17 protein-coding genes are annotated in these 13,633 nt (G+C 49.6%); 9 read left to right on the top strand and 8 right to left on the bottom strand.

Translation table 11 applies throughout. The features are described 5' to 3' along the window. The first annotated feature begins 74 nt into the window (after positions 1 to 74). Positions 75 to 641, top strand: coding sequence for a nuclear transport factor 2 family protein (locus RB2501_RS01145; protein WP_012813816.1), 567 nt, complete (start codon positions 75 to 77; stop codon positions 639 to 641). 2 nt (positions 642 to 643) lie between these two features. On the opposite strand, the gene RB2501_RS01140 is transcribed toward RB2501_RS01145, so the two are convergent. The 6 genes from RB2501_RS01140 to RB2501_RS01115 form a co-directional block, all read right to left on the bottom strand. Beyond that, entirely contained in the window at positions 644 to 1,021 is a 378-nt protein-coding gene (locus RB2501_RS01140; protein ID WP_012813815.1) for a hypothetical protein, read from the bottom strand. 64 nt (positions 1,022 to 1,085) lie between these two features. Beyond that, entirely contained in the window at positions 1,086 to 1,475 is a 390-nt protein-coding gene (locus tag RB2501_RS01135; RefSeq protein ID WP_187289180.1) for a hypothetical protein, read from the bottom strand. A 23-nt stretch (positions 1,476 to 1,498) separates the two neighbouring features. Further along, a complete protein-coding gene (locus RB2501_RS01130) occupies positions 1,499 to 2,845 on the bottom strand; it encodes a hypothetical protein (RefSeq protein ID WP_012813813.1) in 1,347 nt (448 codons plus the stop codon). A gap of 6 nt (positions 2,846 to 2,851) precedes the next feature. Then, positions 2,852 to 3,463: a hypothetical protein gene (locus RB2501_RS01125; protein ID WP_041326880.1), complete on the bottom strand. Its 612-nt coding sequence runs from the start codon at positions 3,461 to 3,463 to the stop codon at positions 2,852 to 2,854. A 164-nt stretch (positions 3,464 to 3,627) separates the two neighbouring features. After that, positions 3,628 to 4,353, bottom strand: coding sequence for a hypothetical protein (locus tag RB2501_RS01120; RefSeq protein ID WP_012813811.1), 726 nt, complete (start codon positions 4,351 to 4,353; stop codon positions 3,628 to 3,630). A 190-nt stretch (positions 4,354 to 4,543) separates the two neighbouring features. After that, the gene (locus RB2501_RS01115) at positions 4,544 to 6,577 is read right to left on the bottom strand and encodes a prolyl oligopeptidase family serine peptidase (protein ID WP_012813810.1); all 2,034 of its coding nucleotides are present in this window, start codon (positions 6,575 to 6,577) and stop codon (positions 4,544 to 4,546) included. 123 nt (positions 6,578 to 6,700) lie between these two features. On the opposite strand from RB2501_RS01115, the gene RB2501_RS01110 reads away from it, so the two are divergent. Beyond that, positions 6,701 to 7,651 carry an alpha/beta fold hydrolase gene (locus RB2501_RS01110; RefSeq protein WP_148214263.1) on the top strand — a complete coding sequence of 317 codons (951 nt, stop codon included), beginning with the start codon at positions 6,701 to 6,703 and terminating at the stop codon, positions 7,649 to 7,651. 281 nt (positions 7,652 to 7,932) lie between these two features. On the opposite strand, the gene RB2501_RS01105 is transcribed toward RB2501_RS01110, so the two are convergent. Further along, the gene (locus RB2501_RS01105; protein ID WP_012813808.1) at positions 7,933 to 8,124 is read right to left on the bottom strand and encodes a hypothetical protein; all 192 of its coding nucleotides are present in this window, start codon (positions 8,122 to 8,124) and stop codon (positions 7,933 to 7,935) included. A 104-nt stretch (positions 8,125 to 8,228) separates the two neighbouring features. Here RB2501_RS01105 and RB2501_RS01100 point away from each other — a divergent pair, with 104 nt between their 5' ends. Beyond that, a complete protein-coding gene (locus RB2501_RS01100) occupies positions 8,229 to 9,491 on the top strand; it encodes a site-specific integrase (protein WP_049764814.1) in 1,263 nt (420 codons plus the stop codon). A gap of 61 nt (positions 9,492 to 9,552) precedes the next feature. Here the strand turns inward: RB2501_RS01100 and RB2501_RS01095 are convergent, their stop codons facing one another. Then, on the bottom strand, positions 9,553 to 10,665 hold the full coding sequence (locus tag RB2501_RS01095) for an ATP-binding protein (RefSeq protein WP_012813805.1): 1,113 nt from the start codon (positions 10,663 to 10,665) through the stop codon (positions 9,553 to 9,555). Positions 10,666 to 10,963: 298 nt separating this feature from the next. Between RB2501_RS01095 and RB2501_RS01090 the strand changes: the two genes are divergently transcribed. From RB2501_RS01090 to RB2501_RS01065, 6 genes are read left to right on the top strand one after another with little or no spacing between them, the layout of a single operon-like run. Continuing rightward, complete coding sequence (locus RB2501_RS01090; RefSeq protein ID WP_049764813.1) at positions 10,964 to 12,118, top strand: NADH-quinone oxidoreductase subunit B family protein; 1,155 nt, start codon at positions 10,964 to 10,966, stop codon at positions 12,116 to 12,118. Positions 12,119 to 12,126: 8 nt separating this feature from the next. After that, the gene (locus RB2501_RS01085; RefSeq protein WP_148214262.1) at positions 12,127 to 12,402 is read left to right on the top strand and encodes a hypothetical protein; all 276 of its coding nucleotides are present in this window, start codon (positions 12,127 to 12,129) and stop codon (positions 12,400 to 12,402) included. After that, positions 12,371 to 12,748: a hypothetical protein gene (locus tag RB2501_RS01080; protein WP_394330208.1), complete on the top strand. Its 378-nt coding sequence runs from the start codon at positions 12,371 to 12,373 to the stop codon at positions 12,746 to 12,748. Before RB2501_RS01085 ends, RB2501_RS01080 begins: the two co-directional genes overlap by 32 nt. Then, positions 12,745 to 13,035, top strand: coding sequence for a hypothetical protein (locus RB2501_RS01075; protein WP_012813800.1), 291 nt, complete (start codon positions 12,745 to 12,747; stop codon positions 13,033 to 13,035). Before RB2501_RS01080 ends, RB2501_RS01075 begins: the two co-directional genes overlap by 4 nt. Position 13,036: 1 nt before the next feature. Continuing rightward, positions 13,037 to 13,327: a hypothetical protein gene (locus RB2501_RS01070; RefSeq protein ID WP_041326879.1), complete on the top strand. Its 291-nt coding sequence runs from the start codon at positions 13,037 to 13,039 to the stop codon at positions 13,325 to 13,327. 6 nt (positions 13,328 to 13,333) lie between these two features. Next, positions 13,334 to 13,609, top strand: coding sequence for a hypothetical protein (locus RB2501_RS01065; RefSeq protein WP_012813798.1), 276 nt, complete (start codon positions 13,334 to 13,336; stop codon positions 13,607 to 13,609). Positions 13,610 to 13,633 lie beyond the last annotated feature (24 nt).

The following is a 13,633-nucleotide window of genomic DNA, read 5'->3' as shown; positions in this document are numbered from 1 at the left end:
CGGATCCGGGTGCAGTTTTTGTATCCTAAGTTTTTGTATCTTAAGAAGATAGATAACCTTAAAACCAATTAATTATGAAAGCTTTGAATTTTGTACTGTCGGCACTGGCAGTAATTGCCCTTGCGGGGTGCGGGGAACAACCGGAACCTGAAATGTCGGAATCGGCAGAAGCCCAACCGGATTACCAGGCTTTTGAGAAACAGGTGGGCATCATAGAGAGCCTATTTGCCGCCCATGCTGCCGAAGACCTGGAGCGTATTGACGGGATGCTGGCCGATACGCTGCAATTTAGCCCGCCCGCCTACAATGGGGGCCAATGGGTCGGGAAAGAGGAATTCCTGTCCGGCATCAGGGGGTACCACGAGAACTTTGACAACATCCAATGGCACGAAGGGATCGTCATGCCCGATTCCACCGTCGGGGCGTACTGGTCAGGCTCGGTATTTCCTGAAGCCACTGCCACCATCGAACCGGACGTAATCCGGGTCTATGGCACCTGGCACGCTACGCATACGGAGTCCGGCAAGGATGTGGGGGTGAAATTCTTTACGCTGATAACCATTAATGAAGCCGGTAAAATTTCCCAGATTTCCGAGTATTTTGACGTCAATGGCCTGGCCGTCCAGATAGCGGAGGAATAAAATTACCTGCCGGCGACCACCCGGAAGCCCCGGAAGCTCCGGGAGGCATTGGTCCGGCCGCGTCGGTTTTTCCCGCGGAACAACTCGATGACCACCCCAACCGTAACGCCCCCGGCTACGGTTGCGGCCAGGTCGCCGTTGTCCCATACGCCGTAGCGGTTTTTGTCGATGGCTTCCTTGGCCAGCCCGGCAATCAGGCTTCCCCCGACGGCCCCGGTGAGCGTCCACCAGCGGTTGCCGCCGGAGATTTCGTGTGCGATAAAGGCACCGGCCGCCCCGGAGGCCACGCCGGCCCCGTAGTGCAATAGTTTATCCTGTTCGATCTGGGCCAGGATAGGCTGTGAACTGATGACCAAAAAGAGGAGTAGCAACTTTTTCATGCAAGGATCAATTGGACCGGCATCCCGCCGGCCAGCCAAATATAGCATAGGATAACCAACCAATTCAAGGGTCCAGCCGGGTCATTTCAGCACTGCAACTATCCGAACCGTCACTGCGAAAGACGTTGTCGATTTCAATGGTGATTACCACGTTTTTCCAGGATGCGTTTCCTTTGGTATCCCGCCATTTCACCTTCCCGTTGTAGGTGCCCCGGCCCTGCCGGCGGATCCGGTATCCCTCTTCAAGCCGTGTAAAACCGTACTTCCCGAGCCCGCCCAATTCCGAGTAATGCCCCAGAATCAGACCATCCGGTTCACGGGTAAACGTAACTACCCGTCCGTCACACCCCTCCCAGGAGCCCAGGATGCTATGCTCTATCGGTGCCGGGGCGGTTGCCGGCCCGGTTGATTTACAACCCAGGACCAGGCAGCAGGCCCATGCCATCCCAATCAATCTCAATTCGTTTAATCCCATGGTCAATCCTTTCGGCGATATTTGTCTTTGATAAATTCGAAATACATATACCCGAAGCGGTCGAACCAGTCCTCCACGCCGTACCTGGCTTCACATTCGCTGAGTTTCAGCATGGACTCCGACAGGCTGTTCAACAGTTCGCCATACTTATTGTCGTAGGCGGCTTCCAGGTCTACGATGGATTTTTCAATATTCCGGCGCTGGGTCTGCCAGGCCATACCTGAAACCGCATGGATCCCGGATGCGTTGTCCCCGAAGGACAGGGCCGCATTGGAGAAATCCTTCGTGCATTTGTATATCGTGGCCAATTGCTCAAAAAGGTAGCGCACCTCATTGAACTGCCTGCGGGCATCCAGGAAACACGCGGCACAGCTGTTTTCGTTATCCGGGCCGGCCGTGGTCAGGGGTTCGTCGCAAAAAGAAGGGATACGGGGTTCCCCGGGGAGGGGTGTGGAATTGATGCAACTCCCGAGGCCTGAGTAGCTGTCGTACAGGTTGGTCGCATTGTCCAGGAACTCCTTGATGCTGTTTAATTTGTCGTTCAAATCGCTGATATCATCCGAGGGGTCATAGCCATCGCCCATCTCCTCCTCGAGGTCCTCCTCAAACTTGCCGTTATCCAGGTCTTCCCCGTTGTAGTACCGGTCTTTGTAAAAGAATCCGGGTGTGGCGCCATTCTGCCCGGCGGCCTGGAAGGTAAAAGTCAGCATTAGGGCAATCACCGATGCCGATTTCCGGCCCATAAGCTTTCCGGCCAAAAGGCCGATGACCAAAAGGGCTATCCCGAGGGCGATATACAGGAAGGTATTGTTTCCGGAACTGCCCCCTTCTCCCGAAGTCCCTGCCGCTCCTGCCACTGCATCCCCGTCACTGATCGGGACAAACGGGTTGCCCAGGTAGGATTTACGCGGCGTACTGGCGCTTGCCATGATTGTGAAATTTACCGTTTCATCCCTGGGCGAATTTATGATGAGGCCAATGGCCCCGTAGGCCCTCACCTGAAAATGCATGATCCCGTCTTCGGCTCGACCGGAGGATTGCGTCTCGACCACGTCTTTCCAGTTGTCGTAGACCAGGGAAGCTTCCAGGGGGGAGGAATTCCCGAGGCCTTTCACAATAATATCCACAAACCGAAACATATCGTGGCCCGTGATGTAATAATAATTAGTGGTGTCGACGGTGCTCAGGGTTGCCAGGAATTTAGCATCCCCGCGCCCCGGGCGGCTATCTTCCTGCAGGGCCAGTTCCACGGGTTGGATCTTGTCGTTAAGGGAGAACGGCTGGGCGCTGACGGGAAGTACTGCCAGCAGCAGGACGCCGAGAATCCAGAGTTGGTTATTCGGTTTCATGGTTGGTTATTTTTGGTAGCTCTCGATGAGGTAATTGGCTATTTTATAGGTGTTTTCCCGGCGCTGGGCCATCTGGGCCTCCGTAAGTTTCGGGCCGTCCGGATTAAAATAGTTGAAGCTGATCTTAACGGGGTTTGCGTACTCCGGGTTCAGCAGGAGCAGGAATCCCTGGGCCGGGTGCCGGGTGATATAGGTGTCGCCGGAATCACTCATCCGGATGTCGTACAGGTCGCTTTCCCGGGCCGTGCGGATATTGTCAAGGACAATGTCCTGCGGCCAGCGTTCGTTGCCCACCTGGTACTGGATGGTCAGGCCTCCGGGTTCTGTAACCGCATAGGTGCAGTTCCCCTGGTAATTGCCTTTTTCCTCAACCTGCCCCGCCTCCAAATCGAGGGCTTCTGCTAGTTGTCCAGGGGTTAGTTTGCAGGATTCACCCAGGGCGTAAAGCGCTGAATAATCACCCTGTTGCGCCGGGGAGGCATTGGATTCATCCCCGTAAGGGGTTTCCTCCACGGCTGCATCGGCCCCTTGCGGGCTGTTCGCTTCCTTTTTGGATTCCCCGCATGCTGGAAGTAGCAACAGGACTATCATCGGTCCGGTAAGTCGTAAACATTTCATTGGACAGGTGTTTTTTGGCATTTTAAGATAGCGCATGTCTGTCGGAATGACAATAAAATTTCTGTGGGAAATGGGATAAACGGTATGTGCGTCAGGATGTTGCCAATATAAAAACCCCCCTGGAATTGGCTGCAGAGGGGTTGGGTTTACGGTATTCGGCGCGGCTACCGGGCGGCCCCGGTATCCCCGTTGTAGTCGTTGACCAGGCGCAGGAAAGCAGCCTCGTATTCCTTCCCTACATAGATACCCATTTTGTGCTCTGCCGAAAACTGGTCGCGCAGCCCGTAGTGGTTCTTGTCGTAGTTTTCCTTTACGCGGGCATTGTCCCCGATGTAGTTGAGCAGGTTGATCTGCTGGACGTTTTTCGGGTGCTTGCTGTGCTTGTGGATGAGCAATTGGAAATTGTTCTGGATATAGTTGACCAGGTCTTCCCGCTTGCCCATGACATAGTCTGCCAGCTCGTGGTTGATCTTCCCGGTGGTCCGGCTGTAGAGTTTGTACACCTTGATTGGCCCGTCGGCAATGCGCTGCAGGGTCATCCGCTTCGGGATCATCTTGATGGCCCGGCCCGTAAGGTCCGTATACCAGATGGTTTCGAAGACCCGTCCGTCTTCCAGGGTAAAGCTCTCAAAGTGCTTGGGCTCCATCTTCTGCTTCATCTTTCCCTTGAGTTTCCCGGTTTTCTGGTATTTGGCCCAGTCCTTGGGCTCCACGTAGGTGATTCCTTGCTGGAACCGCTGCGGGAAGCCAAAGTCTATTTCGATATATACTTCCTTTTCCTTCCCTTTTTTGAGCTGGAGGGTGCCTTTGTGGTACAGGCCCTGGGCCTGGATGCCTGCGGTGCAGAACAGGAAAAATACCCCTGCCAGGATGGCATATGCGTTTTTCATAATATTGGCAATTAAGTGGTTGCGGAATATTAGAACGCATCCGGGGCGGGGATATTGCCGGGGATATTTTAAACCGTAGTCCTGCTTTGTGTAATGCCGTAGCCCTGCTTTCTTTCATGTCAGAGCCCTGCTTTCATTATTACGGCGGTCTCGCTCCCTGAGCGACCCCTGCCTTGAACCGATCGCAAAACTAGTTCAGCTTGCGGTCAAAAAAGTCTTTGGTGGCCTCCAGGGCCCGGTACCAGTTGTCGTGCAGGAGGAACATATGGACATCGTCCGGGAAGACCAGCTGTTCGAATTCTACGCCCAATTCCCTCAGGCGCCCGGCTTTCTTTACGGTCTCGCTGAAAGGCACATTGCGGTCGTCATCCCCGTGGATCAAAAGCACCGGAGATTTCCACCCCTCCATCACGGCGATGGGGGAAGCCTCATACGCCCTTTTGGCAAATTCCGGCTTGGCCAGCGGGTTGTAGCTGGGCATGAAGCCTTCGATGATGTTGTTCCAGTCGTACACCCCGTGGATATCCACCCCGGCTTTGAAACGATCCGAGTTGCGGGCCAGGCCCAGGGCGGTCAGGTAGCCCCCGTACGACCCGCCCCAGAGGCCCAGACGGGAGGCATCCACCTGCGGGTGGTTTTGCAGGAAACCGGCCGCAGCCAGGACATCCCGGTATTCGCTGGCACCAGCTGCCCCGTACCCTTCGGCTTCCCGGAATTCCAGGCCGTAGCCGGTCCCGCTCCGGTAATTCAGGCTCAGCACCACATACCCGTTCTGGGCCAGGTACTGGTTCATTGCATAGGCGTAGTGGTAGTACCCCAGGTGGTGGAACCCCGGGAACATCTGCCGGCGCGACCCCCCGTGGAAATAGATCACTGCCGGGGCTTTTTCGCCTCTTTTCAGGCCGGGAGGGACAAAGAGCTGGCCGTAGGACGGGTGGCCATCGCTGGCGGTAAGGGAAACGGCGACGGGCACCACCAGGGATTCGGAGGGATAGTTGAGGTCCCGGGTAACCGCCTCGATGCCGCCAGGTATTATGCGCTTGACATTGGCAGGATCGGTGGCTGTGGAGCCCAGGCAGAAAATCGCTCCGTCTCCATCCATGACGGGCGTCCACTCAAGCGATTCGCCCCGGGTAAGCTGTTTCAGGCCGCCGTCATACGAATAGATATGGGGCCGGTCCCGGTCTGCCTGGTTGGAATTAAAAAGCAGCGTTCCCCGGTCCGTGTTTTGGGAAACATACTGTACTTCGCCGGCCCCCGGGGTAATCAGCCGGGGTTCCCCGCCACCAGCAGGGAGTTCATACAGGTGGCGCCACCCGTCCTTTTCCCAGGGGAATATCAGCGTATTTCGGGCCGTCCAGAACAATTGGTTGGAAGCGGAAACCCCCTGGAAGACGCTGCCCGTCCCTGCATCTGCTGTAAAGATAGTTTGGGTTTTCCCGCTGGCAACCTCTGTGACCCGTATCGAAAAGGGGAGTCCCTGACGCCGGGGGACAAATAATTCCGGCTCCTCATACGGCGTCCTGAGGAAGGCAAGCTGCTGCCCGTCCGGGGACCAGACCGGGTCGGAGTCCCGATCGATGCTGGGATCCTGGAAATGGAATGCTTCCGTGGCAAAGTTGTAGATGCCGATAAAACTGTGATCCCCCCGGCTGTTGACAAAGGCGAGTTTGGATCCATCCGGGGAGAGCGCCAGGCCGGAAACCGAACCCCGCACCTTAAAGAGCGGGCTTTCGTTTTCCCCGCTCAAATCCATGATCCGGGGCTGCCCTTTCCTGAGGAAGATAACCCGGTCCCCGGCCAGCAGCGGGTGGTGCCCCTCCGACAGGGCCTGGATGTCCGAGTTTTCCAGGGAGGCCTTATGGATCGTCTGCTCCGGCGGGTCGGGCATGCTTACGGGGTTCGGGTATTCCCCCTGGCGGTTGGCAGACCCGCCGCGTACGAACCACAAGGTTTTCCCTTCGGGGCCGAAACGGAGCTGGGACAGTTCCTGCCCGTCGTCCGCCGTGTAACGGGTGAGTTGCACCGGCAGGTACTCCAGGCCCCTTGCGTAGTAGATATTCCGGACCCCTTCGGCGTTTTCCACCCAGGCAACCAGGCCGCTGGTTTCTGAGGCTGTCAGCTCGGTTGGGAAGCTGTAACCAAGGATTTGTTGTAGTGAGGGTTGCTGGGTAGTTGCAGGGAGGACCCAAAGGGCCAGCAGGAGGAAGGCAAATCGTTTCATGGTTGGTTGTATTGGAGGCCTTAAGATACGGAATCGGAGATTTTGGGGATAAGGTTGATCATATCTTACCAGGAAGTGGAATCAAAGCGGTAGATTACGAGGACTACTTACGATATTCCTTCTATGATATACAGCTGTAAAAATCTACTTGCGGACAACTCGAACTTTTGGCTCGGGCTCTTGCTGGTCTTTTTGAATCCCTGGACTCAGCCTCTCATCGCCCAGGCCAGCCATTTTTTGGAACTGCCGGGCGTTACCCTCCACTATCGGGACCTGGGGGAAGGCCTGCCTGTTCTGCTTATCAATGGCGGCCCGGGGATGAGCAGCGAAGGGTTTCTTATGATGGCCGGGAATCTGGCCGAAAACAACCGGGTAATACTCTTCGACCAGCGGGGGACCGGCTTGTCCGAATTGGACGTCGTCAATGATTCCACGGTTACCATGGATCGGATGGTCGCGGACATCGAGGCGCTGCGCCGGCACCTGGGGATCAACCGGTGGGTGGTGATGGGGCATTCCTTCGGGGGCATCCTGGCGTATTACTATGCCTCGAAGTACCCGGACAGGCTGCTGGGGATGATCCAGTCCTCTTCAGGGGGCATGGATTTGGAATTGCTGGCCACCCTGGATATCCCGGGTGGGTTGACCCCTGTTGAGCAGGATTCCCTGCGTTATTACAACCGCAGGATCCAACGCGGCGACACCACCCATGCGACCCGGTTAAAGCGGGGGGAATTCCTGGCCCCGGCTTATGTGTACCATCGGGAACATATACCGGTAGTGGCCGAGCGGCTCACCCAGGGGAACCGTACAATCAACCGGCTCGTCTGGCAGGACCTCAGGCGGATGGGTTATGACGTGAAATCTCAAATGCGCATGTTGGCCTGCCCGGTATTGATCCTGCATGGCAGGCAGGATATCGTGAGCCCGGAACTCGCCGGGAAGGCACACCGGATTTTACAGGATTCCCGGTTGGTCATCCTTGAAGAGAGCAAACATTACGGCTGGCTGGATAACCCGGGGGGGTATTTTGCTGCGATTGAGGAATTTCTCGGGATGTTGCGGGATAGGTGATCAATTATGCGACGGGATTGCTTTCTCGCCTTCGGCTCGAAATTCTTGCCTTCGCGCAAGACGGGATTCTTTTCTCGCTGCGCTCGAAATCCCTGCGTCCCCATAAGACGGGATTGCTTTCTCGCCTTCGGCTCGAAAGCGGCCCAAGGGGTGGGCCTGCTGTCAAGTAAAACCCTCCGGCCAACTTCGTTGTCCGGCGGTGTTTTTTCATTCATCCGAATCTGAGAGCAAGCTTAGGAGCTTTATTGGTAATCTGTCATTTTTGGGCCGGGATTGCTTTCTCACTTCATTCGAAAGCGGCCCAAGGGGTGGGCCTGCTGTAAAGCAAAATCCTTCCGCCGGCTATCGCCGCCGTTGGCTTTTTCCGTTTCTCCGCTCTTTTGAGCAAGCTCAAGGGCTGCGAAACGAAAAAACCCCCCGCACTTGCGTGCGAAGGGTTTTGCTTTACAGCGGTCTGGACGGGATGCTTCCATAACAATTTAACTTTTCATTAACATACATTATTTTATTGATTATCAGTATTTTAAGTTAATACTGATTTTTATTTTACACTATAAAACACTACTTTTCGTGAAAAATGCGGCACGAATGCGGCACGCTAATGTACAATTATAAGTTTTACATATCGGATAAATCGAACCTAAATGGAACGCATAGTGTCAAATTACGATACTATGAAAATCGTAATTCCAGAGTTCAAATTGACACGGGTATTGAAATACCATCTAAATATTGGAACAAGGAAAAATCATTTCTTAAAAAGTCCAAAGAAGTGGCATCCGAATTTGTTCAACTGACCCAAATGGACAGTTTGGCAAATCAAATAGTTACTTCTTTTCAAAACCAAGGCAAACCACTTTCAAAAAAACTTTTCAAAAAACAATTTGAAGAAGGTGAACCATCGGTAAATCAAAAACCACTTCAAGACTTTTTTACCGAGTTTGAAGATTATTTGGAAAGTAAAAAAGGAAAGGTAGTTAAGGATGTTATTAAAGATTACAATTCCCTTAAAAAGCATCTGGAAGGTTTTGAAGAGTTTTCCGGTATTATAATAGACTTTAACGCCTTCGATTATCATTTTTACCAAGAGTGGACGGATTACCTTGCCTATCATGCGCCCTTGAAAAATGGAGGTGTTGGTATGAAAAACAATACCATCGGCAAATTGGTTAAAAACCTAAAAGCATTTCTAAACGATCGAGTGCGAAGAAACCGTATTAAACCCATTGACCTTTCCTCATTCAAGGTAGTTCAGGAAGAGGTTGACCATATTTACCTAACCGATGATGAGATACAGGCCATTGCCGATGTCGATTGTAAAGAAGATAAAGAATTGGAAAAGGTAAAAGACTTCTTTGTAATCGGTTGTTTAACCGGACTTCGATTTTCCGATATCTCTAGAATCCGACCTGAGTATTTGGATAGTGAAGGATTTTTGAATATTCGGCAAAAGAAAACTTCTGGCCGAATAGTAGTGCCGCTTCGTAAGCAGGTCAAAGCAATCTTAGATAAATACAGCGGATATGCCCCTGATATTGATTCTTTTACCTTTAATAGGCGCATAAAAGAACTGGGCGATTCGGCCAAACTTCACCAGAAAGTTGAAATCGAACATAAACGTGGAACTATCAAAGAGGCACAACTTTTAGAAAAATACAAATTAATAAGTTCCCATACGTGCAGGCGTTCTTTTTGTACCAATGCTTACTTGAATGGCATCGATGTACAGTTGATAATGAAAATTTCAGGGCATAAATCTGAAAAGGCCTTTCGCCGTTATCTGAAAATCTCTAATTATGAAGCTGCCCAAAAATTGAAGGAGGCTTGGGGATTGGATTGAATTAGTCTTAAAGGATTTTCAGCCCGTTTATATGTTGGTAGAGATTAGTATCTGGAAAGTGCTAAACAAATTCCCTAAAATTATTTCTGTGGATTACTTCGATAGCGGCATTGTAACTTACCATAAAGGACTTGGAAAGCTTTGCTTTTGCTTTTTCACTCCACTTGAACTCATAACCTGTTATTTGGCCTGAGACTTCTTCAACGTAATCGATTTCCTGTTGCTGTTTTGTTCGCCAAAAATAGGAATTGGCCAAAGAGCCATCGTAGGCCAGTTTTTTGATACGCTCGGCTATCAAGAAGTTCTCCCAGAGCCCCCCCTTATCGCTTCTGCTGTCCAACAGATTGAAATTACCGATGACAGCGTTTCTAACACCTGTATCGTAGAAGTAAATCTTTTGGTTGGTCTTTATTTCGTTCCTTAGATTCCTACTGAAACTAGATAGCCTAAAAACAACATACCCTTTTTCAAGAACATCGATGTAATTGGCAACGGTGTTCTTATCAACGCCTACCAATTGGGCAAGTTCGTTGTAACTCACCTCGCTGCCCAACTGCAAGGCCAGAGCACGAAGTAACTTTTCCAGCATTTGGGGCTTTCGTATTCCGCTAAATGCCAAAATATCTTTGTAGAGATAACTGTTGGTCAATTGTTTTAAAACCTCGATTTCGTCCCCAAGATTGTTAATGACATCAGGATACATACCATAAAGGATTCTCAATTCGAGCTGCTGCTCTGACTTTACATAACCAATACTGTCCTCCAATTCCCGCCAAGAAATTGGATACAATTTGTATTCCCATTTTCTTCCGGTCAATGGTTCGCTGGTCTGGTTGTTCAATTCAAAGGCTGAAGATCCGCTTACCAATAACTGTACTTTTTTGAATTGGTCGGTAATGATTTTTAAGGTCAACCCTATATTCTCAATACGTTGGGCCTCATCGATGAACAAAGTATTGTGGTTGCCTATAATGCTCTTTAATTGCTCGGTATTGGGGTCGGTCAATAGGTTTCTGACGGTGGAATCATCACCATCCAAAAACAGATGTTCCCTATTGTCCAAAATGGAATTGATCAAGGTCGTTTTTCCAACTTGTCTGGGTCCGATGACCAGAATTGCTTTTCCCTTATCAAGCCGTTGAGTGATTTTTTCTTCTAAAATCCGCTTAATCATATGAATCTAGTGAATGTATTCACTAAAAGTAATGCTTTTTAGTGAATATAATTCTCTTTTCGTCTAAAAATTTTGTCTCGAAAAAGTTCCCGTTTATAAAACCCATAACCTATCAAAATGAATGGTAATGGATTTCTATGCTTAGAGCACACTTTAATTTGGTTTTCCAGTTTGATTTGAAACCACCCTTTTACAAACAATCCCGAAATCAATTAACCTATGATTAGAAAATATTTTCTATAATAAATGTGTAATTCTATTAAGAATTTAAAAGCTTTTGCTCTAATTTTATGAAGATATGACACAAAATCTAGCCAAACACTTTCAAGGTCCCATTTCCAATGTTTTTGATGTGGTACATGCCTTTTGGATTGCAGGAGGCAGTTGTGATGGATGCTCTATTGCTACTGTAGGTGCAACAAATCCTTCGGTTGAAAATCTTCTAAACGGAACAATACCCGGAGCGGCGAAAGTTATTTTACATCATCCTGTTTTATCCGTGAATGCTGGGGAGGAGTTCATTAAACCTTTTCGTTTGGCGGCCAAGGGAGAACTTGGCGCTCCATTTGTAGTGCTATGTGAAGGTTCAATTATGGACGAAAGTATAGCGGCGCAGACAGGAGGATACTGGTCTGGACTCGGGGCCGATGAGGATGAGAATGGTGATCCACAACCCATACCTTCGTCAAGTTGGGTAACCAGAATGTCAGAACATGCTGCAGCAGTCATCGCGGTAGGGACCTGCGCAACATGGGGAGGAATCCCTGCTGCTGCAAATAATCCAACGAATGCAGCTAGTGTCATGGATTTATTGGGTGAGGATTATCGAAGTGCTCTTGGGCTCCCAGTGGTCAATATTCCTGGATGTGCTCCACAGGGTGATAATATTACCGAGACCATTGCGGCCGTGTTGCTATTTCTCAATGGATTGGCCCCCTTACCGGAATTCGATGAGCTAGGGAGACCATCATGGTTATTTGATGAAACGGTCCATAGAGGATGTACCCGAGCAGGATTTTATGAGGAAGGTACTTTTGCCGAAGAACATGGGGACAAGGAATGTTTGGTAGAAATAGGATGTTGGGGCCCAGTGGTGCAATGCAACATAAACAAAAGAGGAGCCCTAAATCACGCAGGTGGATGTATGAATGTGGGTGCTCCTTGTATAGGGTGCACCATGCCCGGGTTTCCCGATAGTTTTGCACCATTTTATAAAACGGCTCCGGGAACAATGGTTTCCTCCAATATTTCACGTGTAACCGGCACAGTTATTCGCAATTTGCGCGAAATGACGATGGCGTTCCAAAACCGGACCCCAAAGTGGAACAAAGAGGGCAAGGTACCCTCCGGCTGGGGACATGTCAAAGAGCCCAATTTGGTCAAAAAGGTGATGCATTATACCTATGAGAAAATGCAGTTTAGTGATAGCCCTAAACCTGGTTCCAATAAATAAAAATGGAAATGGAAAACGAAGCACTTTTAAACGAATGGTTGATTGGACTAGCCTTGGTCTCGGTAATTGTTGTTATTGCTGCAGTACTATTGATTTTGGTATGGTTGGCTGCCAAACGTATTCTTAGACTGGCTGGGGCCGCTTTGGAAATAGTGACCCAGATAAAGAACAATACGAACAGTATTTGGGAATTAGAGACCACAAACAACGTGGCCGCGGGTATTCAGAAAGAAGCAGAGGCCATTGAAGCACATGCCACTTTGGTGGCAGAAGCTTTGGAATAATGTATTAATTGAAAATTATATGGATACGGGAATACAATTATGGATAATATCACTGGTAATTGGCCTAGTGGTTATTGGGGTAGTTGCCTTTCTGCTCAATTTGATAAAAAAGACCGCAAAAGATATTGACCGTACAGCCGCTGATATTTGGACGCAAGGTAAATTGACAGCGAACAACACCATACATATCCCCTTGTTTTTGACCAAGACCAATCAAGTGGCCAGTAAAATACTGAACTCCGCAGTGGCCATTGTTGGAGGTTCCAAGGCCATTACCCAACACATTGAAGGTTGTCCGGGATGTCCACATTGTATGTTGCAAAGCTCTAAAAATTCTAGTTTATGAACGTGATATTAATGATCATTACCATTTTGGCGGTACTTCTTTTGGTTTATGTTTTGGTGTACTACCTGCACGGAATTATAAAACTTCTTACCAGCATTGGAGGAGATGGTCAAAGTTATCTCGCCAAACTGAGATTGGGTCTCAGGGCAATCGAAACCGAGACGGGACATCTTCCCGTTCAAGTCACCAAGCTGAATGGCGCACTTACCGAAGTGGCCGAGGGACTTAAAGTGGTGGATGGTCAACTTGAAGAATCAATAAATGCAGCCGTTAAGCAAAACATTTGATATGAATGCAGTAAACATCTTATGGTTGATTTTGTTAATAGTAACAGTGCTTATATTACCTTATTTGGTGCGCCTGTTACATAGGACCTGGCTGGCTTCAAGGTCAATTGAGCGCTATTTTAAGGAAATGAAAGAAGCAGGTATTGGTGTGGCAGGCAATACGGAACATATCAAAGCTTTAAACGATACCATTGGTGTTGCTTCAGGTATGTTGGATGTGGCCGGGTCTATCAATGAAAATGCAGATACCCTAAAAACAACTTTGGCCACACGAGCTGAAAAAATTAACTGAAAGCGTATGAACTCATCGACTCTGTTTATAGCCACAATAATAATAGTAACACTTTTAGTGCTTGTATTAGTTGTATATTTAGTACTTATCATCGTTGCTCTTAGAAGAGCCGGCACTCATTTGGAAGGTTTGGCGGGGGGCTTACAGAAAATACAGGATGATACCAGTCCCTTAGGAGAAAAGGTGGGGGTCATCAATGGAGCTTTGGAAAAATTGCATGGGGGGTTGTCCTCAGTGGATTCCCATTTAGTGGCAATTGCCAAAGTGCTTAAACTGGCCTAAAGAATTTAAATTGAAATAACGATA

The sequence above is a fragment of the Robiginitalea biformata HTCC2501 genome, assembly GCF_000024125.1.
Classification (GTDB): domain Bacteria; phylum Bacteroidota; class Bacteroidia; order Flavobacteriales; family Flavobacteriaceae; genus Robiginitalea; species Robiginitalea biformata.
This window is presented reverse-complemented; position numbering and strand designations above follow the sequence as displayed.